This is a genomic window from Lysinibacillus sp. IITD104 (assembly GCF_036698265.2).
Classification (GTDB): Bacteria; Bacillota; Bacilli; order Bacillales_A; family Planococcaceae; genus Lysinibacillus; species Lysinibacillus boronitolerans.
The window spans coordinates 412,539-435,760 of sequence record NZ_JBAHYH020000001.1 but is presented as its reverse complement, the minus strand read 5'-3'; the positions used below and the strand labels follow the sequence as shown (position 1 = coordinate 435,760).

General features: G+C 35.3%; 21 protein-coding genes, 1 pseudogene and 2 other annotated features. Of the genes and pseudogenes, 6 read left to right on the top strand and 16 right to left on the bottom strand.

The features are described 5' to 3' along the window. Positions 1–15: 15 nt before the first annotated feature. From V1L66_RS02270 to hmpA, 4 genes are all read right to left on the bottom strand, one after another. Positions 16–315 (bottom strand): rhodanese-like domain-containing protein, encoded by a 300-nt coding sequence (locus V1L66_RS02270; protein ID WP_016992897.1) that lies wholly within the window; start codon positions 313–315, stop codon positions 16–18. 11 nt (positions 316–326) lie between these two features. Further along, a complete protein-coding gene (locus tag V1L66_RS02265; protein ID WP_036079498.1) occupies positions 327–668 on the bottom strand; it encodes a rhodanese-like domain-containing protein in 342 nt (113 codons plus the stop codon). 42 nt (positions 669–710) lie between these two features. After that, a complete protein-coding gene (locus tag V1L66_RS02260) occupies positions 711–971 on the bottom strand; it encodes a metal-sensitive transcriptional regulator (protein ID WP_333004710.1) in 261 nt (86 codons plus the stop codon). Between the two features lie 224 nt (positions 972–1,195). Further along, entirely contained in the window at positions 1,196–2,362 is a 1,167-nt protein-coding gene (gene hmpA / locus V1L66_RS02255) for an NO-inducible flavohemoprotein (protein WP_016992894.1), read from the bottom strand. A gap of 190 nt (positions 2,363–2,552) precedes the next feature. Here hmpA and V1L66_RS02250 point away from each other — a divergent pair, with 190 nt between their 5' ends. After that, a complete protein-coding gene (locus V1L66_RS02250) occupies positions 2,553–2,990 on the top strand; it encodes an Rrf2 family transcriptional regulator (RefSeq protein ID WP_004231845.1) in 438 nt (145 codons plus the stop codon). A gap of 49 nt (positions 2,991–3,039) precedes the next feature. Here the strand turns inward: V1L66_RS02250 and V1L66_RS02245 are convergent, their stop codons facing one another. The 5 genes from V1L66_RS02245 to V1L66_RS02225 all read right to left on the bottom strand — a co-directional run bounded on the left by V1L66_RS02245 (position 3,040) and on the right by V1L66_RS02225 (position 7,165). Further along, entirely contained in the window at positions 3,040–4,020 is a 981-nt protein-coding gene (locus V1L66_RS02245) for a GNAT family N-acetyltransferase (protein WP_312123929.1), read from the bottom strand. Positions 4,021–4,294: 274 nt separating this feature from the next. Beyond that, entirely contained in the window at positions 4,295–4,525 is a 231-nt protein-coding gene (locus tag V1L66_RS02240; protein ID WP_333004709.1) for a hypothetical protein, read from the bottom strand. Between the two features lie 226 nt (positions 4,526–4,751). Next, positions 4,752–5,882, bottom strand: coding sequence for a DUF4179 domain-containing protein (locus V1L66_RS02235; RefSeq protein ID WP_036079507.1), 1,131 nt, complete (start codon positions 5,880–5,882; stop codon positions 4,752–4,754). Then, positions 5,854–6,444, bottom strand: a complete 591-nt coding sequence (locus V1L66_RS02230; protein ID WP_312123926.1) for an RNA polymerase sigma factor — start codon at positions 6,442–6,444, stop codon at positions 5,854–5,856. The genes V1L66_RS02235 and V1L66_RS02230 overlap by 29 nt, the downstream gene beginning before the upstream one ends. A 226-nt stretch (positions 6,445–6,670) precedes the next feature. Beyond that, complete coding sequence (locus V1L66_RS02225; RefSeq protein ID WP_333004707.1) at positions 6,671–7,165, bottom strand: DUF1648 domain-containing protein; 495 nt, start codon at positions 7,163–7,165, stop codon at positions 6,671–6,673. Positions 7,166–7,476: 311 nt separating this feature from the next. Here V1L66_RS02225 and V1L66_RS02220 point away from each other — a divergent pair, with 311 nt between their 5' ends. Then, entirely contained in the window at positions 7,477–9,171 is a 1,695-nt protein-coding gene (locus tag V1L66_RS02220) for a methyl-accepting chemotaxis protein (protein ID WP_036079514.1), read from the top strand. A gap of 59 nt (positions 9,172–9,230) precedes the next feature. Here V1L66_RS02220 and V1L66_RS02215 read toward each other — a convergent pair. Next, positions 9,231–10,001, bottom strand: a pseudogene (locus tag V1L66_RS02215) (HAD-IIB family hydrolase); the annotation flags it as partial. Between the two features lie 191 nt (positions 10,002–10,192). Beyond that, positions 10,193–10,431 (top strand) — a binding site (T-box leader). A 90-nt stretch (positions 10,432–10,521) separates the two neighbouring features. Here V1L66_RS02215 and V1L66_RS02210 point away from each other — a divergent pair. Continuing rightward, positions 10,522–12,093 carry a 2-isopropylmalate synthase gene (locus tag V1L66_RS02210; RefSeq protein WP_258858850.1) on the top strand — a complete coding sequence of 524 codons (1,572 nt, stop codon included), beginning with the start codon at positions 10,522–10,524 and terminating at the stop codon, positions 12,091–12,093. 50 nt (positions 12,094–12,143) lie between these two features. On the opposite strand, the gene metG is transcribed toward V1L66_RS02210, so the two are convergent. The 4 genes from metG to rsgA form a co-directional block, all read right to left on the bottom strand. Beyond that, a complete protein-coding gene (metG, locus tag V1L66_RS02205) occupies positions 12,144–13,778 on the bottom strand; it encodes a methionine--tRNA ligase (RefSeq protein ID WP_333004706.1) in 1,635 nt (544 codons plus the stop codon). A 56-nt stretch (positions 13,779–13,834) separates the two neighbouring features. Beyond that, positions 13,835–14,096, bottom strand: a binding site (T-box leader). Positions 14,097–14,184: 88 nt separating this feature from the next. Then, a complete protein-coding gene (locus V1L66_RS02200; protein WP_333004705.1) occupies positions 14,185–14,832 on the bottom strand; it encodes an HAD hydrolase-like protein in 648 nt (215 codons plus the stop codon). 15 nt (positions 14,833–14,847) lie between these two features. Then, positions 14,848–15,273 carry a FosM family fosfomycin resistance protein gene (fosM, locus tag V1L66_RS02195; protein WP_333004704.1) on the bottom strand — a complete coding sequence of 142 codons (426 nt, stop codon included), beginning with the start codon at positions 15,271–15,273 and terminating at the stop codon, positions 14,848–14,850. Between the two features lie 17 nt (positions 15,274–15,290). Next, positions 15,291–16,361: a ribosome small subunit-dependent GTPase A gene (gene rsgA, locus V1L66_RS02190; RefSeq protein WP_333004703.1), complete on the bottom strand. Its 1,071-nt coding sequence runs from the start codon at positions 16,359–16,361 to the stop codon at positions 15,291–15,293. An 811-nt stretch (positions 16,362–17,172) separates the two neighbouring features. Between rsgA and V1L66_RS02185 the strand changes: the two genes are divergently transcribed. Continuing rightward, positions 17,173–18,102 (top strand): polyprenyl synthetase family protein, encoded by a 930-nt coding sequence (locus V1L66_RS02185; protein ID WP_312123920.1) that lies wholly within the window; start codon positions 17,173–17,175, stop codon positions 18,100–18,102. A gap of 3 nt (positions 18,103–18,105) precedes the next feature. Here V1L66_RS02185 and V1L66_RS02180 read toward each other — a convergent pair whose 3' ends face one another. Continuing rightward, on the bottom strand, positions 18,106–18,279 hold the full coding sequence (locus tag V1L66_RS02180) for a hypothetical protein (protein ID WP_004231821.1): 174 nt from the start codon (positions 18,277–18,279) through the stop codon (positions 18,106–18,108). A 65-nt stretch (positions 18,280–18,344) separates the two neighbouring features. On the opposite strand from V1L66_RS02180, the gene V1L66_RS02175 reads away from it, so the two are divergent. Both V1L66_RS02175 and V1L66_RS02170 read left to right on the top strand, forming a co-directional pair. Further along, on the top strand, positions 18,345–20,630 hold the full coding sequence (locus tag V1L66_RS02175; RefSeq protein ID WP_312123919.1) for a sensor histidine kinase: 2,286 nt from the start codon (positions 18,345–18,347) through the stop codon (positions 20,628–20,630). A 5-nt stretch (positions 20,631–20,635) separates the two neighbouring features. Next, positions 20,636–21,271, top strand: coding sequence for a response regulator transcription factor (locus tag V1L66_RS02170; protein WP_016995051.1), 636 nt, complete (start codon positions 20,636–20,638; stop codon positions 21,269–21,271). Between the two features lie 181 nt (positions 21,272–21,452). Here V1L66_RS02170 and V1L66_RS02165 read toward each other — a convergent pair whose 3' ends face one another. Next, positions 21,453–23,213 carry an ABC transporter ATP-binding protein gene (locus V1L66_RS02165; protein WP_333004701.1) on the bottom strand — a complete coding sequence of 587 codons (1,761 nt, stop codon included), beginning with the start codon at positions 23,211–23,213 and terminating at the stop codon, positions 21,453–21,455. Between the last annotated feature and the right edge of the window lie 9 nt (positions 23,214–23,222).

Genomic DNA, 23,222 nt, shown 5'->3' with positions numbered 1-23,222 from the left:
AAATATAGCAATAATCTATAACTGTACTTTACCCTCCCAAGCTAACATACCACCAGTCATGTTAGTTACATTAAAACCATTACTTTCTAATATTTGAGTAGCTCGAGCACTTCGTCCACCTGATCGACAAACCATAATATACGACTCTCTCTTATTTAATTCATGTAATCGAAACTCTAATAAACCTAGCGGGATATGAATAACGCCTGGGATGTGACCAGCCTCCACTTCATCTACCTCTCGCACATCAATAAGATTCAGCTTCTCTCCTTGCTCCATCGTTTGCTGAACTTCTTTGGCTGTAATTTCTTTCATTTTTTCTCCTCCTAGTATGCACTCATTCCACCACGAACATTGGAAACACGCTCAAAGCCTTGCTTTTTCAGTTGCTTACAAGCCTGACTACTTCGCATGCCACTCTGACAAATAACTATGATCTCTTTATCCTTCGGTAGGTTTTCAAAGCTCGATCCAAGCGGAACATTTTTAAATTGCGAGATATGCCGACCTTTATACTCAGCAGGCGTACGTACATCGATAAATATCTTATCCTTATCATTCAGCATATCTTTTAATTGGGCTGTAGAAATTGATCGAACGCCCTTCGCTGGCTTCATTCGCCAAAAGAAAAAGGCTGCGACAAGCACAATAATAATCCATATTTCCATAGGATCAGTCCTCCCTTTTATACGATTATGGGTATATCTTAGTTATCGACTTTTCACGACCAAATCCATTGCTTCCTGGATAGCAGCATTCATTTTTTCAGCATTACCTTTAGCAGTCGATACACAATCTAATAAATTTTCACTTACAATGACACCAATCGTCCGATCAACAGCAGAACGCACGGCAGATAGCTGTGTAATCACATCTTTACAGCTTTCACCTTCTTCCATCATGCGTAAAATACCGCGCATTTGACCTTCCATACGTTTCACACGATTTGCAGTGTTTGGGCCATATGCCATTCTGTTACGCCCCCTTTCAAAACGGTTGAGTGAACTTCCTTACGAGATTCATATTATACCCCTGTAGGTATATTGTCAATATGAAAGCTTCAAACTTTTTTATAGGGCTAAAATTCAGGGGCACAATGTTTCTCCTCATTTCTTTAACCCCATCCATCTGCTTCCTTATTATTTCAATAAAAAAACCCTGCTACGAGTTATTACTCATAGCAGGGAAATCATTTTTATTTAGCTAATTGCATGGCTGGTCCAAAGAATTCATAGTGAATCTTCTCATCTTTCACGCCAATTTCCTGTAAATTTTTAATAACCGCTTCCATAAAGCCTACAGGGCCACATACATAAACATCTGCATTATCAGCTACTTTTTCAGCTAATAATTCTTTTGTAATAAGCTTGTCTTCATCAGAGTATAAAGCTGTATAGGATGCATTTGGTAATACATTTACTTTCTCTTGAATGTCATCACTAAACGCTACAACTTTCTCATTACGAGCACATTGGATAAAGTTCACTTCATTCACTGCATTATCATTTAAAGATTGCAGCATACTGTTTAAAGGTGTTACACCGATACCACCACTCACAAATGTAATTGGCGCATCCGTTTCTTCTAACACAAATAATCCAGCTGGGGCACTTACATCCACTAAATCTCCAACCTGTAAGTGATCGTGAATATAATTCGACACTTTACCATTTGGCGTATGATCGCTTTCTCGTTTCACCGAAATACGATAGCCATCTTCTGCACTTGCTTGAGAAAGTGTGTATTGGCGGTTCATTAAATACTCTTCTCCTGGCACTTTCACTCGGATAGAGATGTATTGACCTGGTTCATAAGTTGGTAGCGGTGATCCATCTTCGTTTACAAAATAAATAGAAGTTACTAAGTCACTTTCCACAACTTTTTTCGCCACTTTTAATGGTTTAAATAGACGCCATCCACCATTGTTCTCCGTTTTTTGGTATAACTCTTCTTCTACTTGAATGAAAATATCTGCGATAACGCCATATGCCTCAGCCCATGCACCAATAATATCATCTGTTGCTGCATCACCAAGTACTTCTTTAATCGCTTTTAATAAGTTTTCACCCACGATTGGGTAATGTTCAGGTAAAATTCCTAAACTACGGTGTTTATGTGCAATAAGCATTACTGCTGGTAAAATTGCTTCTAAGTTTTCAATATGAACTGCTGCAGCGTAAACAGTATTAGCTAATGCTGTTTGCTGACGACCTTGTTCTTGGTTCGTGTGATTAAAAATATTTAGTAATTCTGGATGAGCTTGAAACATATTTTTGTAAAACGTCTTTGTGATTTCAACACCGTGAACTTCTAATACAGGTACTGTTGCTTTAATAATTTGAATTGTTTCTTGTTTTAACATATCGCTTACCATCCTTTCGTGATTACAATATAACGCTTTCATTCTCTTAAAGCAATATATAAAATACATCTTTAACAAAATAGACATATTTGATGTATTCTAAATACATCTTTAAAAATAGGTTGAAGATATTATACTTCAATGTAAAAATGCTATAATTATTATGAATTATAGAAAGTAGGGTGTTCGGATGCGCTTAACTTTATACACGGACTACTCTCTGCGCACACTTATTTATTTAGGCGCAAAGGAAGATGGTCAATTATCAACTATTCAAGAGATCTCAGATGCTTATAATATATCGAAAAACCATTTAATGAAGGTGACACACCAGCTCGGGTTATTAGGCTATATTGAAACTATTCGTGGACGGGGTGGTGGTATTCGCCTAGCCATCGATCCAAAAACCATTACTATTGGTGAAATTGTGCGTCATACAGAAGAGGATTTTCATCTTGTAGAATGTTTCGATAAAGAAAATAACCTATGTAAAATAGCTCCTGAATGTCAGCTAAAAGGTGTGCTGTATGAAGCTTTGCAAGCCTATTTGAACGTGTTAGATCAATACACCTTGGACGACTTCCTTCATTCCAAGGAAAAATTAATGGCTCTACTGCTCGGTAAATAAAAATACCCGCTCAACCTTTGTTGAACGGGTATTTTTTTATGAAGTTTGCTTATAATTGCTTTGTAAAGAAAATCATATCCAATGCACGAATACCATTTTCATAAATTGGTTCTGGGTAATGACGGAAGAAATCCTTTTCAATAGCCTCCATGCGAAAGCCTGCTTTTTGATAAAAAGCGATATTATCAATACTAGAGTTCGCCGTTCCAACCAATACTACCTGATAGCCTTCCTTACGGCACTTTTCAGTAAGTTGTCGTAATATCTCTTTGCCTATTCCCTTCCCTTGATACTTGGTTTCAATAGCAATATTCTTCAATTCAATTGTAGTGTCAGATTGAGGAATGACCAATGCCACTCCCACTAGCAGTTCTCCACAATTAATTTTATATAATGTACCCTTATCTAAATATTTCCGAACCGCTACCTCACTTTCATCCGCTAATAAAAGCTGGGGTAAAAAAGCTTCTCGGTTTCCTTCTACCTTTTCTAGGGATGTTCGATAACGGACATAGTCTTCTCGTTCAAAAACATTTAACACACATGGTTGCTTTTCCTTCACTTCTAACCACGAATGCTCCTCAGGATAATCTTTTTCCACCCCTAATCGAACAAAAGGTAGTTTTTCTTGGGCTTTTTGTGAACGGATATTAACCTTCCGTGCTCCTGCAAATACACGTAATAATCCTAGTTCAAAAAAAGCAATATCTAAGATAGCCTTTTTTGCTTCAAGATTATAGCCCTTTCCCCAAAATTGATAGCCAAGCCAAGAGCCGATATGACAGCTCTTTTTATGACGATCAATAAACATTAATGATGTCACACCAATGACTTGCCCCTCCTCATCTAAAATCACGCGAGGAACGGTCTTACCTTCTTCTTCATCTATACGTTCACGCTTAATAAAATGAATCGTGTCTTCTACCTTGCCAGCAGGTAAGCCAAGGGCATCTCGAACCTGTGGCATAGAAGACAACGCATGCATAGCCTCGGCATATTTGATATCGTGTCTCACTAAAGTTACCGTCATCTTCTATTCTCCTTTATTTCTGTTAACAATACATTTTCTTTATTGTAAAGCTTACGAAAAACTTTTTCATCGATTGGAACATACATAAAATGTAATCATCTTTGTAGCCTTACAAACTACTTTAAATAAAGGCAACAAAAACTACAACAAAACGTGTTATAAAAAAGTTTACTTTATTAATGCTTTCATTATTCTCTCTATTAAAAAGTTAACTTTATTTTATGTATTACTCACTTTGCTACATTTTGCTATAAAACATTTATTGGAAATTAAATCAAAAGAGGAAGTGAATCGAATAAATATTTTGGAAGTTAGCTTCTGTAGCCTTAGCTACAACTATTGTCGGTGGTGAATTCAATAGCAATGCTATCGCTTCTGAATTAGAAACAATTGCAGTAGGAACTACATACGAGGTTCCTGCATCAGCTTTAGAAGAATCAATCAACTCAACTGATGAGTTTAAAGTTACAGTTACTTTTGTGCCTGCGGATGGATCTATCAGCACTCAAGATCAACATATTAACACATTTGTTGGCTCTAGCATCGCGTTGAAGGGTCGTCATTGAGCAATTTCGAAAGGAGAGAGTTGTCCGTCAATGTAGGGGATGCTGTAGTTCAAGCTTATAAATCTAGCGGTGCACTACTTTGTACTTTATTATTTTTAAATAGGAGGATAGTTTGAAGTACTAAAAAGTAAAGAAAGTGAGCTTTACCTCACTTTCCTTACTTTTTTATTCTTTTGAGTTAATTGGTATTGTTATTTCTAGCTCTGAAATGTATTGAATGATCGGGTCACCGTTTTCATTCTCTTGATATGTTCCTTTTGGGTAGTCATTATAAAGATGGATATATGGTTTGATCGTAATAGCTTTTGGTAAGGTTTCAAATGGATGTAACCGTAAATCCATAATGAGATCGCTATTTCCTTTATTTGTCTCACGTCTACCATTGCCATGAATTAGTTTTAGTTCATGCCCTTGTTCATCATAAACTTCGATACTTATTCCTTCCCGGAAATCTACAGAAGTTGATTTATCAAGCAAGGCTATTCTTGTCGTAATACTAGTTGTAATAGGAGTTAGCATAATTTGTTCAATAGTAAACTGATTATTCTTGTACTTTCTACTTATATTAGGTTGTAGGTTTACATAGTTACCAATATCACTCACTGGAATATCCATTTTAAAAGGTTCAGAGATCCCAGTTATTGTAGCAGATAATGTCAAATTAAATTGCTTTGGAAAAGGACTTCCACCTTGGTTTTTCAAATCTGCAAATTCAAGAATTACGGAATTCTTATCCTTACTTGGTTGTTCAAAAACACTACTAAAATTGGTGTGATTCAATGGTTCACCATTTAGTAAAAATTCAATATTACTGATTTGCTCTGATAAATTTTCTTTGGCATTTTCACCTTCTTTATCATGGCGTTCGATCCCAATTGCAACACGTGTACCATCATACACTACTTCTGTTACATTTAATGTAAAGCCTTCATGCGTAGCGCTTATATTCAATTTTGTTGAGAGTCCCTTTTCATCTGCGGCGTGTAAACCAAGATCCCCTGTAAATTTAAAAACAGATGATAATAAAGGCACTTCTTTCATCGTCGCAGCCATGGTTGGTGAAATTAAACCTGTAACAATAATCAAACTAAAAATCATTGCTGCGGAGACGGTAATCATCATGACTCTTGGACGTAAGTTCTTACGAGTTTTAAATTTTTTGGACGGCTTTGTATCACGGCTGCTTTCATATTTGTTCATTGTCCGATTTACTAAATCCACTTCCACAGGTGTTTCCCGAATAAACCTTTCTATCTGAGTTAACTCCTTAACCTCCAATCTTGAACGAGTGTCCATAAATATCCCCTCCTAACATATTTTCCTTCATCAATTTTTTACGTAATCGTTCATACTTTTTTCTTACTGTGGCTGCTTTCATATCCATAATGGCAGCAATTTCATCAAAGCTATACTCTTCAATAGAACGAAGTAATAAAATCCTTTTTTCATCTACATGTAAGTTTTCCAATAGCCTATGCACCATTTCATCATATTCAGGTATCGGAGCTTGCGTCTGCTTCACCTGTTCTTGCTTCATATTTAGCCAAAATTTATAGCCCCTATTTTTGGCTTTTATGACATCAATACAATGATGATGGGCAATTTTATAAAGCCATGCCGATAAGGAAACCGTATAAGAAAAGTTATGAATATTTTCTAATCCTTTAATAAAAATATCTTGTGAGGCATCCTCCGCCTCCTCTTTGGTTCCTAGCATATAGTAACAATAAATATAAATTTGCTTTTGAAAACAACGAATGATTTCTGCATAGGCACGTGTGTCACCTGATTGAACTTGCTCCACAATGGATTGAATATCTATATCAGTTCGCTCTTTTGATTGATTTAGTGCCGTCAAAGTTGTTCCCCCCTTTCCAATCTATATAACTGAAATTAATAGAAGTTTGTGACACTAGATAAAAAATCTTAAAAATATTATTGAATGTCAACAAGTTACTTGGAGAAATGTTTTACATCTTCCCTTCCTCGCCTATATAACTGAAATCAACAGCCATTTGTGACACACATTAAAAAATTTTTTCACAAAAATAAAACGCTTAAGGATATCCTAAGCGCTTGAGTTTCTATTTTATTTTGGAGCTTGTTATAAACCCTTTAATAATTGGGATCAATACAACTATCAATACAATGGGTAGGAACCACCAGCCTAATGAATTTACCTCACCAAGACCAATCCGAACCATCTGAATCGATATAAAGGCAAATAAAATGAGGCAGATATTTTTCACCTGATTTAGTATTTTTCTGCTATTCAAATAAAATGCTTTTACATTACTTTCATTCAAACGTGACGGATAATTATGCATATTAGGTGCTTTTTCTAGCAGCCCCATTACAATCCATAAAAATAAACCGATGAATGGAAGAATAAATAATTCAATTTTTGAACCCCAGCGATCAACCTCACCCATCCCATTAAAATGACCAGGTATTTCATCAGGCAACTTACCCCATGCCAATATAATATAAAAGATGGATAAAATAAATATACTACCACCAATATAGTCCCATATCTTTTCTGATTTCGTTTTAGGTAACTTTAAAATTGGCCTATACATTTTCTCCACCCCTGTTCTTTTCCTTTACTGCTTCTACGTAATGACTACTATTAAAGTTTCAAAATTTATGAAAATTGACTTAATATTCAACATGCACCATTAACTATCCCTATTATTAGTAGCATTATAGCTATAAAATCTACTTTTTTTATTACTTCATATATTAAGAATACCCATTTTCAAACTACTAATTACAGTAGAAATACTCATAATACTTTGTAAAATCCATATAATCTGATATAAATGATATATATACATATTTCATTATTTTGTAACATTTCTACTAATTACTGAGAAAGGATATTTCAACTATGCGATTTACTATCTACAAGAAATTATTACTCGGTTTTTTTATAGTTATTTTAGTACTCGTTACAACAATCGGCTTAAATATAAAACAGCTTGATTCTGTAAATAAGACATATCGTACATTACTGGAGGAACAAACTACTAAATCTATAAGTATTCAGGAATTACGGGTGATTGCAAAACAGGAAATTGTCAGCATGCGAGGTTACCTACTACTTGGAGACAAACAAAACTTTCAAAGTAATCAAGCCTCACGCGAAGAATTCAAACAAAAATCAGAAGAATTAATGGCTACTTTAGATTCAGAAAAATCAATTAAGCTGCTTGAAGCTATTAATAAAAGTGAGCAAAATGTTCAAGAATTTGCAGATCGTATGTTTGAGTTAAAAGCTGCTGGCGAAACAGAGAAGTACGAAAAATTGGATAGTACTCAAGGACGCTTAATTATTAAACAATTCGATGAACGTGTTGAAAACCTTTCTAATTATCAAAATGAATATGTAGAAGGTAAAATGGCTGCTACATCCAATCAAATTCAAGATATCAAGCTCCAAATGATGCTTCTTGGGGTCTTTGCAGTTGTCATAAGTCTGATAATTGCTATGGTGGTTGGTAGTCTAATGTCTCGTCCAATTAACGGTATGGCTAAGGCTGCGAAAAAAATAGCTGAGGGTGACTTAACAGCTGAACAAATTCGTATAAAGAATCGTGATGAAGTGGGTGATTTAGCGCTTGCGTTTAATCAAATGGCTACAAATTTAAAGGATTTAATTACGAATGTTCGCCAAAACACTGTACAAGTAAGTGGTTCTGCTGCTGAGTTAACAGCTAGTGCAGAGCAAACTATCCAGGCTACAGAACAAATCACTTCTTCTATTCAAGAGGTTGCTAGTGGCTCAGAGGCTCAAGGGAAAAACGCAACTGAAAGCTCAGAAGCAATGAAAAACATGACAAAGGGTATCCAACAATTAGCTTCTACTACTGCTGCTGTTTCTGAACTGGCAATCGAAACAAATTCAGAGGCTAAGAAAGGGAATGATTCATTACATCGTGTTATCTCTCAGATGACAACAATCAACACGGCTGTTTTAGAGTCAGCAAGTGTTGTTAAAAATCTAGACGGGCACTCCATTGAAATTGGCAATATCATTGGTATTATTACTGATATTGCAGAACAAACAAATTTATTAGCACTTAATGCTGCAATTGAAGCAGCCCGTGCAGGCGATCATGGACGCGGCTTTGCAGTCGTAGCAGATGAAGTGAAAAAGTTAGCAGAGCAATCAAAAAAATCTGCTGAGCAAATCGCTACCTTGATTTCTGAAATACAGCAGGATACAAACCGTGCTGTTACGGTAATGGATACTGGAACGCAAGAGGTTCAAATTGGAATGCAAGTAGTGAAGGTAGCAGAAGAAGGTTTCTCTAAGATTGTTGAGCTGATTGAGCAAGTATCCATGCAAATCCAAGAAGCAACGACTGTTTCAGAGGAAATGTCCTCTAGTGCAGAGCAAATCTATGCTTCCTTTGATGAAATTGCAACTATTGCCCAAATGTCCTCATCTAATTTACAAAATGTTGCATCTGCTTCCGAGGAACAATTAGCTACTATCGAAGAAGTAGCAGCTTCAGCTGCAACACTTTCAAATATGGCAGAAGAACTTCACACGCAAGTCTCTCGCTTTAAGGTAGAATAAAAGACTGCTCGTTTTCTTTAGGCTTATAGTCTCTAGAAAATGAGCAGCTTTTTCATGTTTTATGTATTTCTATTTGCTATGTTTCCGCTGTACTTTTCGCTAAACATCTCAAGCATCTCAATTACAGCTGCTTCCTCGCTCACAACCTGTAAAGAGGCCATTTCACGAACCTGATGCCCTCCTACACAGACACTTTCCTTAGCTTTCAAAAACATGGAAGCATCGTTTGCATCGTTGCCAAAGGCGATAAACTTCCCTGCCTCAACACCCAATTTAGATAAGCCATTCCACTTGTCGATGCCATAAGGGCTTATATCCACAATATTTTCTGATGTATGCTCATATAGACAAACAGGAAGCTTTTGTAGCTCAGATAATACAGCATCAAGATAATCTCCAGGAAATAAAACAACTTTCACTATGTCTCTAATATCCTCTAAGGCTACCTTTTTAGCTGCTTTTAAAGAGTCTATATTTTTGTAAAATGGATGATCCTCACTACCTGTATAAGCATAATCCCAATGACTATCTACTAGATATGGTAATTGAAAAGTTGTGATAACCTGGCGAATGGCCTCAGCTACTTCTGTAGTAAATGCTGTTACCTCAATTGCTTCACCATCATGAGCAGTAAATGCACCATTCCCACCTACCATTGGATATTTTCGCATCGATTCCGGTAATACAGATAGTAGATCCCGTATCGGTCTGTCTGAGGCAAAAATGACTTCATGTCCAAGCCGTCTACATGCCTTCAAAGCATTTGTGATCTCTTCACTTAATGGCTTACCTTTAAAACAAATAGTACCATCTAAATCAAAGACAAATTTTCCTACCTTTCATAGGCTAACTCTCCATATCATTATCTCCCAGAAAAATACATTTATTAGTGCTTCAACTACATTTCACTAAATATCAAATTTTTAATAAGGTAGTTAATACTTAAGACAGAATTAAATAAATTTTTAGAATATTATTGACATGAAGTTAATATCCAAGTAATATAGCTTTCAACAACACATTGCAGGCCAAGATTGGAAATAGTAAAAGTGGTTGTGTACTTGTAGAGAGCCGATGGTTGGTGTAAATCGGTAGGCACACATTTTGAACTCGTCCAAGAGCTACTCCCTGAACTTTTTAGTAAGGGATGTCGGTTTCCCCCGTTAACAGGATAGACAGTGATAGCTGTCGATAAGGGGACTTTTTCTATAAAGAAAAGGTCAATTAGAGTGGTACCGCGAGCATAAACTCGTCTCTATTTTTAAATAGAGACGGGTTTTTTATTTTTTAATGACTTATTGGCCTAAGTGTAGATTTTAGATACTAATCACTAAAAAGGAGTGTTTGAAAATGGGAAGAAAAATTTGGGTGTTTGATACAACTTTACGTGATGGCGAACAGGTGCCTGGAGCAAAGCTAAATCTTTATGAAAAAGTAGAGATCGCACAGCAGCTGAAAAAATTGGGTGTCGATATTATCGAGGCTGGATTCCCCGCTTCCTCTCAAGGTGATTTTGATGCTGTCAAAGCTGTAGCTGAAAGGGTTGGCAATACAAACGACATTATGATTACAGCATTAGCACGTGCTGTAAAGGCTGACATCGATGCTGTCTATAATGCTGTGAAGTATGCTCAAAACCCGATGATTCACATGGTACTAGGAACCTCTGATATTCATGTGGAGAAAAAATTCAGCAAGTCAAAAGATCAAATTTTACAAATTGGCGTAGATGCTGTGAAATACGCTAAAACATTCTTGCCGCAAGTTCAATATTCCACAGAGGATGCATCTCGTTCTGACTTTGAATATCTTTGGAAAACAATTGAGGCTGTTATGAGAGCTGGCGCAACAATGATTAACGTTCCTGATACGGTAGGCTTTGCAGAGCCAGAGGAATTTGGAGAAATGATTTTTAAATTAAACGACCGTATGAAAAACTTAGATGATAGCGTTCTTTTAAGTGTTCATTGTCACAATGATCTTGGAATGGCAACGGCTAATACGCTAGCTGCAATTAAAAATGGTGCGGATAAGGTAGAGTGTACAATCAATGGTATCGGCGAACGTGCAGGTAATGCTGCATTAGAAGAAGTTGTCATGGCACTTAAAACTCGTAGCTCCGTCTACAATGCCGAAACACGTATTAATACAAAAGAGATTATGAATACTTCACGTCTTGTTTCTAGCTTTATGGGCTTAGATGTACAGGTCAATAAAGCCATTACAGGAGATAATGCATTTGCCCATTCTTCTGGTATTCATCAAGATGGTTTGTTAAAATCACGTGATGCTTATGAAATCGTTCACCCTGAGGATGTAGGTCTTGATGATATGGAGCTAGTACTAACAGCTCGCTCTGGTCGCCATGCAGTAAAAAACGCTCTTGAAAAATTAGGGTTTACTAATCTTTCTACAGAGGAATTTGAGGGTATTTTTGAAGGATTCTTAAAGCTAGCCGATGCGAAGAAAGAAGTTTACGATCACGACTTATACGTTATTGTTGAAAGTTATTATGAAAAGCATGATGCCAATAATAAAAATGCTACACATTATAGTGAACAATTCTTTGATTTCGATGATCTACAAGTCGTCAGTAATACAAGCTTTCCTTCTGCAAGTGTTAAGGTTCGTAAAGGCGGTGAAGTATTTAAAGCTAGTGCAGTAGGCTCTGGCCCAATTGATGCCCTGTATTCAGCCATTGCAGAAATTACAAATATGGATGTAAAACTAGTGGAATATAATATCAATAGTGTTTCACGAGGCAAAGAGGCTTTAGGTAAAGTAAAAATTACGATTGAACACGAAGGCGAAAAGTATATTGCAAAAGCAGCAGATACAGATATTCTAAAGGCAAGTGCCTTAGCCTATATTAATGCAATCAATAGCATTGTAGTGACAAAATTAACACCTGTTATGAATTAAACGTAAATAGCAAAGCAGTATGGCGCGCGAGCCATACTGCTTTTTCAATCCTAGTGACTATCCCTAACTAGTTTTTGATATTCCTCATCGATTCGTTCGATATCAAGACGTTCAAACAATGGCGTCACCTCTTGAATTAATTTAGGCAGATCTACTTGCTCATGCCACATCATTTCATTTATACCTAACATATTTCTTACTTTCTTTGCTGAAAACGGTAAGAAAGGATGCAGCAGCTGTCCTAAATTCGCAATGATATAGACGCAAGTTGCTAATGTACGATTACCTGCCTCTACGTTTTCTTTTACCTGTAGCCATGGCTGTTGTTCATCAAAATAACGATTAGCTCCTCGAATATACTCAAAGATGGATTCTAACGCCTGTTTGAAATGACCACCTTCGATAAGAACGCCCGCTTCATTAAACAATTGTACGGTTTGTTTTCGAATGTCGCTATCCACCTCAGCTTGTGGCACCTGACAAGCAAATGATTTCTCAATAAACTTCAATGTACGGTTTACAAAATTACCATAGGCTCCGAGTAGTTCGCCATTATGGCTATAAATAAATTCCCGCCATGAAAAATCAGTATCACGATTTTCTGGCGCATTCATCGTTAAGAAGTAGCGAATAGAGTCCGCATCATAACGACTTAAAATATAAGGAACCCATACAGCCCAATTCTGACTAGTAGATAATTTGCGCTTTTCTAATGTTAAATACTCATTGGATACGATATGGGTAGGTACTGCCTTAGATCCAATTCCCATTAAAATGGCTGGCCAAATAACTGTATGGAATGGAATATTATCCTTCCCATGTACATAGTATGAAATAGTCTCTTCATTCCATAAATCTTCAATAGCTATTTGATGCTCTTTTGCCCATTCCAAGCTTGCTGTTAAGTACCCTGCTACAGCTTCAATCCATACATATATTTTTTTCCCTTCAAAACCTGGCACTGGAACATCTATGCCATTCGGTAAATCTCTTGTTACTGCTCGGTCGGGAACTCCCTCTGCCAAGTATCGCTCTGTTAACCCTAAAGCATTGTCACGCCAACGTTTCTCGACTTTTGCTTGTGCTAAATAAGACTCCAACCTTCCTTGAAATTGACTAAAGGTAAAATAAAAGTGCTCAGTTTCCCGAATAACAGGTTCGTTCCCACAAATTTTGCAGCGCTTATCAATTAAATCCAAAGGGTCTAAAATTTCTGAGCAGTTATCACATTGATCTCCCCTTGCTTTCGCTCCACAATTTGGACAAAGACCCTCGACAAATCGATCTGGTAGGAATTGATTATCCGTCTCACAGTAAGCCTGTTCAATTTTCTTTTTGTATAAGAAATTATTAGCCAGTAGCTGTAAGAAAAGGGACTTAACGGATTCATGGTGGTGCTCCGCATCCGTTCTTGTGTACAAATCATAGGTAAATCCTAAATCTTGAAAGCATCTAGTAAACTCCTCATGATAGTGATTAGCTATAGCCTCTGTCGTTGTATTCTCTTGTGCGGCACGTATAGAAATGGGTGTACCATTACAATCACTGCCTGATACATATAAAACCTGCTCACCTTTTTGTCGGTAATATCTAGCCAAAATATCACCTGGTAATAATGCGGCAACATGCCCTAAATGCAAAGAGCCATTTGCATACGGCCAAGCGCCTCCAATAATAATCGTCATTCTAAATTGCTCCCCTCACAGAAAAAATGGTAAAAAAAATCGCCCTAATCAAATCTGATTAGGACGAGTATACCCGTGTTACCACCTATATTTACAAATAGCTCACACTATTTGCCTCTATCAGTACGTCTTCATTCAAAAAGAGAGATACTGCCGCTGTTGTAACGAGTGCCCCTCTCGTCGTAATCTACTGGCTAAAAAGCTTTCGGTACGAAGCTCAAAGGTCATTTTCAAAAGGGTTCATTTACCTCATTTCCACCAACAGAGGCTCTCTACAAAATGCTCATCCAATTTACTTTTCCTTCTCAATGCTTTTTCTATAGGATTGGCATTATTTTACGCCTTCTTGTGAGGAAATGCAATGTTTGTCGCTAAATCATCCCTTATTTTGATACACTTTCTTAGGTTAATCTAATGTAACATTTACCAATGCAGTTAAATCATCAATTACTATATCTGCTTTTTCTAATTCCTTGTCCTGTGCAAAATCAAAGCGTACACCTATCGCTAGTAATTGATTGTCCTGTGCAGCTTGGATATCCGAAGAACGATCTCCTACCACTGCTCCGTAATCAATTTTATTTTCATCTACAACGCTTTTGACCAGATCTGATTTATGCCCACTTGCAATAGCTTGAATACTATAGATTCCCTTTATAAAACGCTCCAACTGATAGGTTTCAACGATTGCTTGTAAATAGTCGACCTGTCCATTACTCGCTATGTATAACGGATATTTCTCTGACAATGTTGCAAGGGTTTGTTCAGCATGTGGATACAATGCGCCTTTATGTCCACGTATTTGCTCAACCAGCTTTACATGAAATAATACATTGCTCTTTTCTCGTATCTCTAGCGTATGCATAGGACATAATGTTTCCCACACAACAGGTAAAGGAACCCCCATTATTTCTCTATATTTTTCTATTGGTGTTTCTCCCTGCCACAGGCCATTTGTCCGTAGCACATCAAATGTTGCATCAAGCGCAGGCTCTAAAATAAGATTGGTTTGAAATAATGTTCCATCCATATCAAAAATAAACGCTTTATTCATAGAATCCCTCCTTAATTAGTTACCAAAAAACGTCATATGTGGCTTTTCTCGCTTATAATAATCCAAACGATCCTGCAAAGTTCCTGTATGAAATTCAAATTTATGACCATCAGGATCCGTAAAGTAAATCGATTTTTTGTCCTTCTCATCTCTTTGTCGACCTGCTAAAATATTGACCTTTAGTTGCTCCAATTTGTCATACATCATATCAAAGTCATCCTCAGCGATTGTGAAGGCAATATGTGTATAGGACTGATGGATGTCATTACGTGGTATATCCTTTTCTACATTAAGAGCAAGCCACAGCCCATTTACATCAAAATAGGCTGTGCTGTTCCCCTTTACTAGCAGCTTGGCATCGAATACTTTTTCATAAAATGTGATGGATTCGTCTAAATTAGAAACTGAAAACAGTAGATGATTTATGTTTTGAATTGTCATGGCTGTGCTCCCAATGATTATTTTTTCCCCTTTTTCATTCCCTTAGCTATTTGCTTCCACTTGCGTTGCTCCTCAAGTTTTGCTTGTGTATTTGTTTTGCGCTCCATATAAGCCAATTCTCTTTGTAGCTTAAAATAGCTTTGTAGTCGATATTGATCTAAGTCCCCATCTACAATAGCTTGCTGGACAGCACAATACGGCTCTTTTTGATGTGTACAATCACGATAACGACAAGCTGTTGCTAGTTCCTCAATATCTTGAAAGCTTGAAGCTAAACTGTCACCTTGATCCCATAGTTGAAGCTCACGCATCCCTGGCGTATCGATTAGACAGCCACCAGCAGGCAATACTACTAGCTCTCGATGGGTCGTTGTATGACGTCCCTTCGCATCATCCTCACGAATTCCCGCCACTTTCATCAGTACTTCACCACATAAAGCATTTGTTAATGTGGATTTTCCTGCTCCCGAAGACCCCAATAATGCCCCTGTGACGCCCTCTGTAAATAACGTTTGAATTTCCTCTAGACCTTCACCAGATAGAGCACTCGTTACAAAAATCTCTACACCAAAGGCTACAGATTCCACCTCTTGCACTAAGCTCGAAACATCCTCGCACAAATCAGCTTTTGTCAGGACAATAATAGGCTTTGCCCCTGAATCCCAAGCAGCCACTAAATATCTCTCCAAACGTCGAATATTAAAATCAGCGTTCAAACTCATAACAAGTAATACGATATCGACATTTGATGCGACAATCTGTTCTTGAATTTCCGTTCCTGCAACTTTACGTGAAAATACAGATTTTCTTTGGAATAGCTGATGAATGATTGCTCGTTCCTCACCAGGCATTTTCTCCACTAGCACCCAATCACCAACTGCTGGATAGTCCTCCCGAGTTAAAGAGGTATACGCATAATGACCAGCTATTGTCGCCAGCCATTCTCCCTCTTCAGCTAACACGCGATAAGAATGCTTATGCTCTAAAGTAACCCTTGCAGGCACACAATTTTTTAATTTAGCCTGCTTTTTCATTTCTATCATTTGCTCTTCAAAATATGTTGTAAAACCCAATGTTGTTAAATTCAATTTATTTTCCTCCTAAACGTGCTTATCAATGATGCCTCAGCGAAAATCGATTTCATCCGCAAAAGGCCATATCGCAATAACCCTAACTACGATAAAAAAACCTTGTAGCTGCAATTCGGCAGTTACAAGGTTTCACAGGCACGTTTAAAAGATACACAAATACCCCGAGTTATAGCACGGCGTCACTTTGTATATTTTAGGCGTGTGAAATTGAACAAACCGAATTGCAGTTCGCTAATTACAGATCTATTCATCATGTCACATCACCTACTTTCCATTTAGTTGTTATCAATATTAGCTAATTTTTCAGAAATTGTCAATTACAATATTTCTTTTTAAAGGATCCATCACCATAACGTTCATCATGATTATTACCACTCCGACAGTCACTTTTCTGAGAGCGACCGATTAGTTTCCTGCTGTAATAGGAATTCGATGCAAAGGCATCACTCAATACTGGAATATATGCTTTTAGATTTTTGAACTCTTTCCTCTAATTATCTCACTTCAGGGTGATTCCAAAGGAGTCGTCAATCCTCCACTCCTATCATTTTCAATTAATGATGAAACTAAAAAAAGGAAATCCTTTTTTCAATAATCAAAAAAGGAATTACTAAATAAAAAGAAACTATTACAAATGTGTTATCTTAAAAAAATTATTAAAGAGGATTTGTAAAGACCTATCTAATATTTAAAACATCTTAACTATTTATAAAAAAACATGCTATACTGTAATATACTCACATAATTACTAATATTGTAAAAAATACATTCCATTACTTACAGACATTTTAAAAAAAAGGAGAAAAAAATGAACACTACTTCCCAACAAGAAATTATGGATTGTGCATATAATTGGATTATTGAGTCTTTTTTCAACCAGCAATTACAAGATACTGCAATTAAGTATATACAATTTAAATTTAAACAACCTTTAAGTTTCTCAAAATTAACTGAAATACACTACAATATTTTTAGAAACGTACATAATAAAAGCGAATTAATAGAAATCCAAACTATTGTAGAACTTATACTTTTATCTGCCGATATTTTGGATGATATTCAGGATAATGATGCCCCATGTAATCCTTGGAGTAATAAACCCCTTAGTTATAATTTAAATATTCTACTCGGGTATTTATTTATAGCTCTCCAAAGAATACATTATATCAATTGTTCCAGTGATGTAAAAAAATTCTTTAACATCTTTATTTATCCATTAATGCTTGATGCAATTAATGGGCAGCACACTGATTTAATTAATGACACTATTACTGAACAAGAGTATTTTGACATGACTGCATTGAAATCAGGATCTCTCATCTTGTTAGCAAATTTACTTGGTGCCGGAAATGTATGTCCATCAACATTTGAAAAAATAAAAGAATACTCCTATTATCTCGGAGTTATTGCACAAATAAGAAATGATGTAAATGATTTATCTTATTCGATACATAAAAATGATATCAAAGATAAAAAGAAGACACTTCCTATTTTATATTATCTACATATACAAGATCCAAAATTTTCATTATTAAAGGAATATTATAACAATAATAAATCTTTTGAGGAATTGCTTGATAGCGAACTTCAAGAATTACTACTTTGTATTATGAATGGTGGTGCAATAACATATTGTCATGTTGTTGAGCAAATATATCTTAAGAAGTTTAAGGATTGTATATCTTCTTTAGATATCTCAAATAAACACAAAAATTTACTACTTAACATTAAAGTTTAGTCATTATTTTGAAGCCCACGAACTTGAAGCCGGTAGAATAGAAGTATTCACGCTTTCAAGCGATTTCAGAGCATCAGTAATTACTTTAATTTCATCTGCAGATAACATATATATCAATTCTTTTTGATCAATGTTACTCGAATTATTTAATAATAAATGAATTACATCCATTAACATTTAGATTACATCCTTTCAACTATATTATTTGTTCTTAAAACACTATAATTATGGGAAGTGAGACTATGGTTTTCAAAAAATTTGTTTTAATTTTAAGTAGTATATTTATCATTATACATTTTTATTTATTATCATTAATGCTAACGCCATATATGGGCATAAATATATCTAATAATTCAACTGGTGAATATATAATAACCAACATTAACCAAAATGATGGATGGGTACGTTATACAACCGCTTCACCCGGAAATATTATCAAAAAGATTGACGGACAGCCAATCACTGATGTCTCTATAAACAGAGGAAGCAAAGTAGAAATTACAGACGGCGAAATTACACAAACAGTTGCTACCCCAAAGTATGAGACAAGAAGTACTATTAAAGAACTAATTATTCCAAGTTTATTTTCTATACTAGCATTAGTTTTATCCATGCTAATGGTTAAATCTCCAAATGCAGTGAATCGATATTTCATTGGATTCTTGTTATCAGCTGCTTTGAGTTTATTTGCTTCGACCGAGTCTGGAAGGGATGATATTATCGCTAATATCATTATTATTACTTTTCTACCACTAGGATCAATGTATTTAGTTTTATTTATTTTTGCTCTTCTTCATGAAAGAAGAATTATTCAACAACAATCATCGATGTGGTTTAACTTTAATAAAGTTTTTTCCATCATTATCATATCAATCAGTATATTAAATTTTTTATATAAAGGTCATTTTTCAGCGATTAGTGCAAATATAGTTTTATTTTACTTTTGCTCAAATGTTTTTTTTGTGATTCTTTTATTATGTTATTACTACATAAAAAACATATATCATGAAGGGAAGACAATCCTAAAATGGTTAGTATGGATTAATGTCCTCGCATTCACACCATTCATATCGCTGCATGCATTACCATTTATGCTAAATTTACCCTACCTAGATGATGATACCGTTGAAATTTTTTTGTTTATTATCCCTATTGGATATTTCTATTTATCTGTCTCTAAACAAGTAATAGATTTAAACTTCATATTAAGTAGAATTCCTTATTACTTTTTACTTTCTCTTTTACCTGCTATAAGCATTGCTACAATTATTATTTTTGGCAGCTTAAATCCTAATTCTCAGATTTTATATTTTTTCTTTTTAATTTTTGTAATTGTAAGTATGATTATTATTTTACTTTTTATCAAAGAGAAAGTAGACTTTGTCCTTCGACATCGCCTTTGGATGCGGGATGATAGTTTGTCTCAGCAGCTTGAGTTTTTTATTGGAAAATTATCATCGAGCATGAAAGAAAAAGATTTAAAAAATTTGTTTATCAACCAACTTCAAGAATCATTAGGGCCAAGCATTATTGCTTTTATAACGTTTGACTATCTTACAGACAATTTCCATTTAGAGGAAATTTCAAAAAACGAGCAAGCTATTCACCTTTCTGAAAAATTCAAAGATAAAATACGTAATCATAAAAATAAAAAGATAGATTTACTTGATTACCAAGGTTTAATTGGTATGAGGATTTATACAATCGAAACAACCCATACATACATATGGATTGGCTATAAAAAAAATCAAACAGTTTTTAACCTTCATGAAAAAGTTTGGTTTATTAATATTGTTAAATATATAAGACTCGTTTATGAAAACGTTTTTGCTGTTGAAAATCTAATACATACCATTGAACAAACAGAGGTTCAACAGTTACAATCATCTTCCACTTTATCACGTTTTCTGTTTCAATTATCCGAGCAAGAAAGAAGACGTTTAGCAGCTGATCTTCATGATTCAGCCTTACAGGATCAAATTATTTGGTATCGTTCACTTGAAAACTTAATCACTACAACACCCTACCTTCCAAGAGATACACTAAGTCAATTACATCAAATAAAGAACGGGATGCAAGATGTAATTAATCAAATACGCACTACTTGCAATGAGCTTCGTCCAATCTCAATAACAAAAGGGGGATTAACTGTAGCTTTAAGAGAATTGTGTGCAAATATGCAAAAAAAGGCTAGCTTTGACATTACATATGATTTTCCCCCTATCATCGAACACGACGACTATAATTTGGAAATTTGCATTTATCGGGTTATTCAAGAACTTCTAAACAATGCACATAAACATGCTAATGCAACTAAAATATCATTAAGTTTATGGGATGATGAAAAGAACATATATCTTGACTATCGAGATAACGGTAATGGTTTTAAGCCGGACTCAGTATCAGTCAATAACTCACATACAGGACTAAATGGTATAAAAGAAAGAGTTTATAGCTTTAACGGAAATATCAACTTCATTACTGAAATTGGTATTGGTACGGAAATCCATATAACAATACCGAGGTGAGAAAATTGATTCATATTCTTTTGGTAGATGATCATCAAATGGTAGGTCTAGGTACTAAAGCCATATTAGAAAATGAACAAGATTTTAAGGTTACTTATCTTCACGAGCTAGAAGAAATATATAAAGAATTTGAAATTAGCGACTATGATATTTACTTATTTGATATACAAATGCCTGAGTGCTCGGGTATAGATCTAACAAAAAAACTTTTAGCAATACGACCTAAAGCTAAAGTTATTCTATATACTGGCTTCGATTACTATTCACAATTTAGCTCGCTTATAAATTTGAACATTTGTGGAATAGTTAGTAAAACTGTTCCATATGAAGATTTAATTATGACTATACGTGCTACATTAAAAGGGTATGTGTTACTGCCTTTACCCTTATTAAAAAAACTAAAAGAACCAATTCCCTCAAGCAATAATTTAAGTACACTACTCACTCAAAAAGAAATATCCATCCTTAGAAGCTTGATTAAAGGGTACAGTAATCAAGAAATTGCCGATGAATTATTTTTAAGTATACGAGCCATTGAATACAACTTAACTAAAATTTATAAAAAATTAGGCGTAAACTCTCGCACAGAAGCTGTAACAGAAGTAATCCGTTTAGATATTTTAAAAAGTGGTCTGCCCTAATGTTCTAAAAGTAATATAATATAAGACATGAGGTTGAGAACATTTAAACATATAAAGCTATTTGAATATCCTCAGATTGTTAGAAATTCTTCTAAAAATTTGGGGAGATTTTTTTAAATATCATATTAAAATTGTATTTCCCATTCATAATGAACTTCCCAGTAAAAATATATGGGGAATTTCAAACCTCGTTTTTCAGTTGTTGACGCACTAGCTTTTCGTAGAACATGTGTGTTTGCATCAAGTCTTTATGTGTACCGATACCTGTAATTTCTCCACGTTCTAACACAACAATTTGATCGGCATCAAGTATTGTAGAAAGTCTATGAGCTATAACGAGTGTTGTTCGATCCGCCATTAATTTTTGTAATGCTTTTTGAACAAGTAATTCAGAATCACTATCTAGATTGGAAGTAGCCTCATCCAGCAATAAAATTTTTGGATTTCGAATTAAAGCTCTTGCAATGGCAATCCGCTGTCGTTGCCCTCCTGAAAGCTTCATACCACCTTCTCCAACCTGCGTATTAACACCATCAGGTAGTCTATCAATAAACTCCCATGCATTGGCTTGTTGTATAGCATGTTGAATAGCTGTCTCTGACACTCCGTGTTCAACACCATATAAAATATTTGCTTTAATAGTCCCTGACATTAAGGGACTTTCTTGTGAGACATAACCAAGCTGACTGCGCCATGACTGCAGTGAAATGTCATAAATACTAGTTTGGCCTAGTAATATTTCACCTGAGATGGGCTTGTAAAAACGTTCTAGCAAAGAAAATAATGTCGTTTTCCCACTACCACTAGGACCAACAAATGCCGTCATTTTTCCAGTAGGAATTGTTAATGAGAGATTTTTAATAATCATATCTTCTTGATAGGCAAAAGAAACATTGTAAAATGATATATTTTGTTCTGCACTCTGCACTTCTATCTTTGCGTGCTCGCCCTCGCCCTCATGCTGAACAAAAAGAATATCTCGAATTCTTTCAACCGCCCCAAGTGCCTTTTGTAGAGATGTAAAGAAGGAGGCCATTTGAGTAAAGGGCACCGTAATTTGAAACATATAAATTATAATCGCTACTAGCGCACCAGCAGTTAGTGCACCAGAGGCTACTTGTACGCCACCATAACCAATTAATATAACAAGTACAAGCATAATTACAAATGTCATGAATGGGGAAACGAAGGCTTGAACTCTTGCTTCTTTTAAGCCAAATTTAAAAAGGTTGTGAACGTTTTTCTCACCATACTTGCCTTCGGTTTTCTCAGCATGATACGCTTTTACAAGACGAATATTTGCTAACACTCGACCAAGGTTAGCAGAAAAATTCGCCATTTCATCCTGCGTAGCATTTGCAATCTTGTACATTTTTTGTCCCAAGGGTAGGATAAATAAAATTGACAAAGGAATAGAAATCAGCATAATAACAGTCATTTTCCAATCAATGAGCAATAGGAAAATAATTGACCCAATAATCGTAATGAGCCCTGTGACAAATGTGATTAAATGCTGAGTAATCAATGCTTTTACAATATTTGTGTCCTGCGTAATTCTACTCAATATTTCCCCAGACTGACGGTCATCAAAAAAGGAAATGGGGAGTCGTAGCACATGTCTCCACAATCGATTTCGAATAGAGGCAACAATGGATTCTCCTATATAAGTCATAAAATAGAAGGATAATCCTGAGGATACTGTTTGCATAATTAAAATAATCCCAAATAAAAGCATATAAGAAAAATTAAACGCTGAGCTAACCAATTGATCTACTAATTTCATCGTAAAAAGTGGAACTAGTAACCCAACAACAGTTTCGATTATTCCTAAAACGATAGCAAAAAAAATTATCCATTTTGGTGGATTTGCTTCTTTAATAAGCTTTAAAAAAACTTTACCACTTAAAGTTTTCGAATTTTTCCGTTCACTATTTTTATTCATTTAAATTTG

Coding starts and splice junctions, on each gene's coding strand:
- V1L66_RS02270 (WP_016992897.1), bottom strand. CDS start 315: ATGAAAGAAATTACAGCCAAAGAAGTTCAGCAAACGATGGAGCAAGGA.
- V1L66_RS02265 (WP_036079498.1), bottom strand. CDS start 668: ATGGAAATATGGATTATTATTGTGCTTGTCGCAGCCTTTTTCTTTTGG.
- V1L66_RS02260 (WP_333004710.1), bottom strand. CDS start 971: ATGGCATATGGCCCAAACACTGCAAATCGTGTGAAACGTATGGAAGGT.
- hmpA (WP_016992894.1), bottom strand. CDS start 2,362: ATGTTAAAACAAGAAACAATTCAAATTATTAAAGCAACAGTACCTGTA.
- V1L66_RS02250 (WP_004231845.1), top strand. CDS start 2,553: ATGCGCTTAACTTTATACACGGACTACTCTCTGCGCACACTTATTTAT.
- V1L66_RS02245 (WP_312123929.1), bottom strand. CDS start 4,020: ATGACGGTAACTTTAGTGAGACACGATATCAAATATGCCGAGGCTATG.
- V1L66_RS02235 (WP_036079507.1), bottom strand. CDS start 5,882: ATGGACACTCGTTCAAGATTGGAGGTTAAGGAGTTAACTCAGATAGAA.
- V1L66_RS02225 (WP_333004707.1), bottom strand. CDS start 7,165: ATGTATAGGCCAATTTTAAAGTTACCTAAAACGAAATCAGAAAAGATA.
- V1L66_RS02220 (WP_036079514.1), top strand. CDS start 7,477: ATGCGATTTACTATCTACAAGAAATTATTACTCGGTTTTTTTATAGTT.
- V1L66_RS02210 (WP_258858850.1), top strand. CDS start 10,522: ATGGGAAGAAAAATTTGGGTGTTTGATACAACTTTACGTGATGGCGAA.
- metG (WP_333004706.1), bottom strand. CDS start 13,778: ATGACGATTATTATTGGAGGCGCTTGGCCGTATGCAAATGGCTCTTTG.
- V1L66_RS02200 (WP_333004705.1), bottom strand. CDS start 14,832: ATGAATAAAGCGTTTATTTTTGATATGGATGGAACATTATTTCAAACC.
- fosM (WP_333004704.1), bottom strand. CDS start 15,273: ATGACAATTCAAAACATAAATCATCTACTGTTTTCAGTTTCTAATTTA.
- V1L66_RS02185 (WP_312123920.1), top strand. CDS start 17,173: ATGAACACTACTTCCCAACAAGAAATTATGGATTGTGCATATAATTGG.
- V1L66_RS02180 (WP_004231821.1), bottom strand. CDS start 18,279: ATGTTAATGGATGTAATTCATTTATTATTAAATAATTCGAGTAACATT.
- V1L66_RS02175 (WP_312123919.1), top strand. CDS start 18,345: ATGGTTTTCAAAAAATTTGTTTTAATTTTAAGTAGTATATTTATCATT.
- V1L66_RS02165 (WP_333004701.1), bottom strand. CDS start 23,213: ATGAATAAAAATAGTGAACGGAAAAATTCGAAAACTTTAAGTGGTAAA.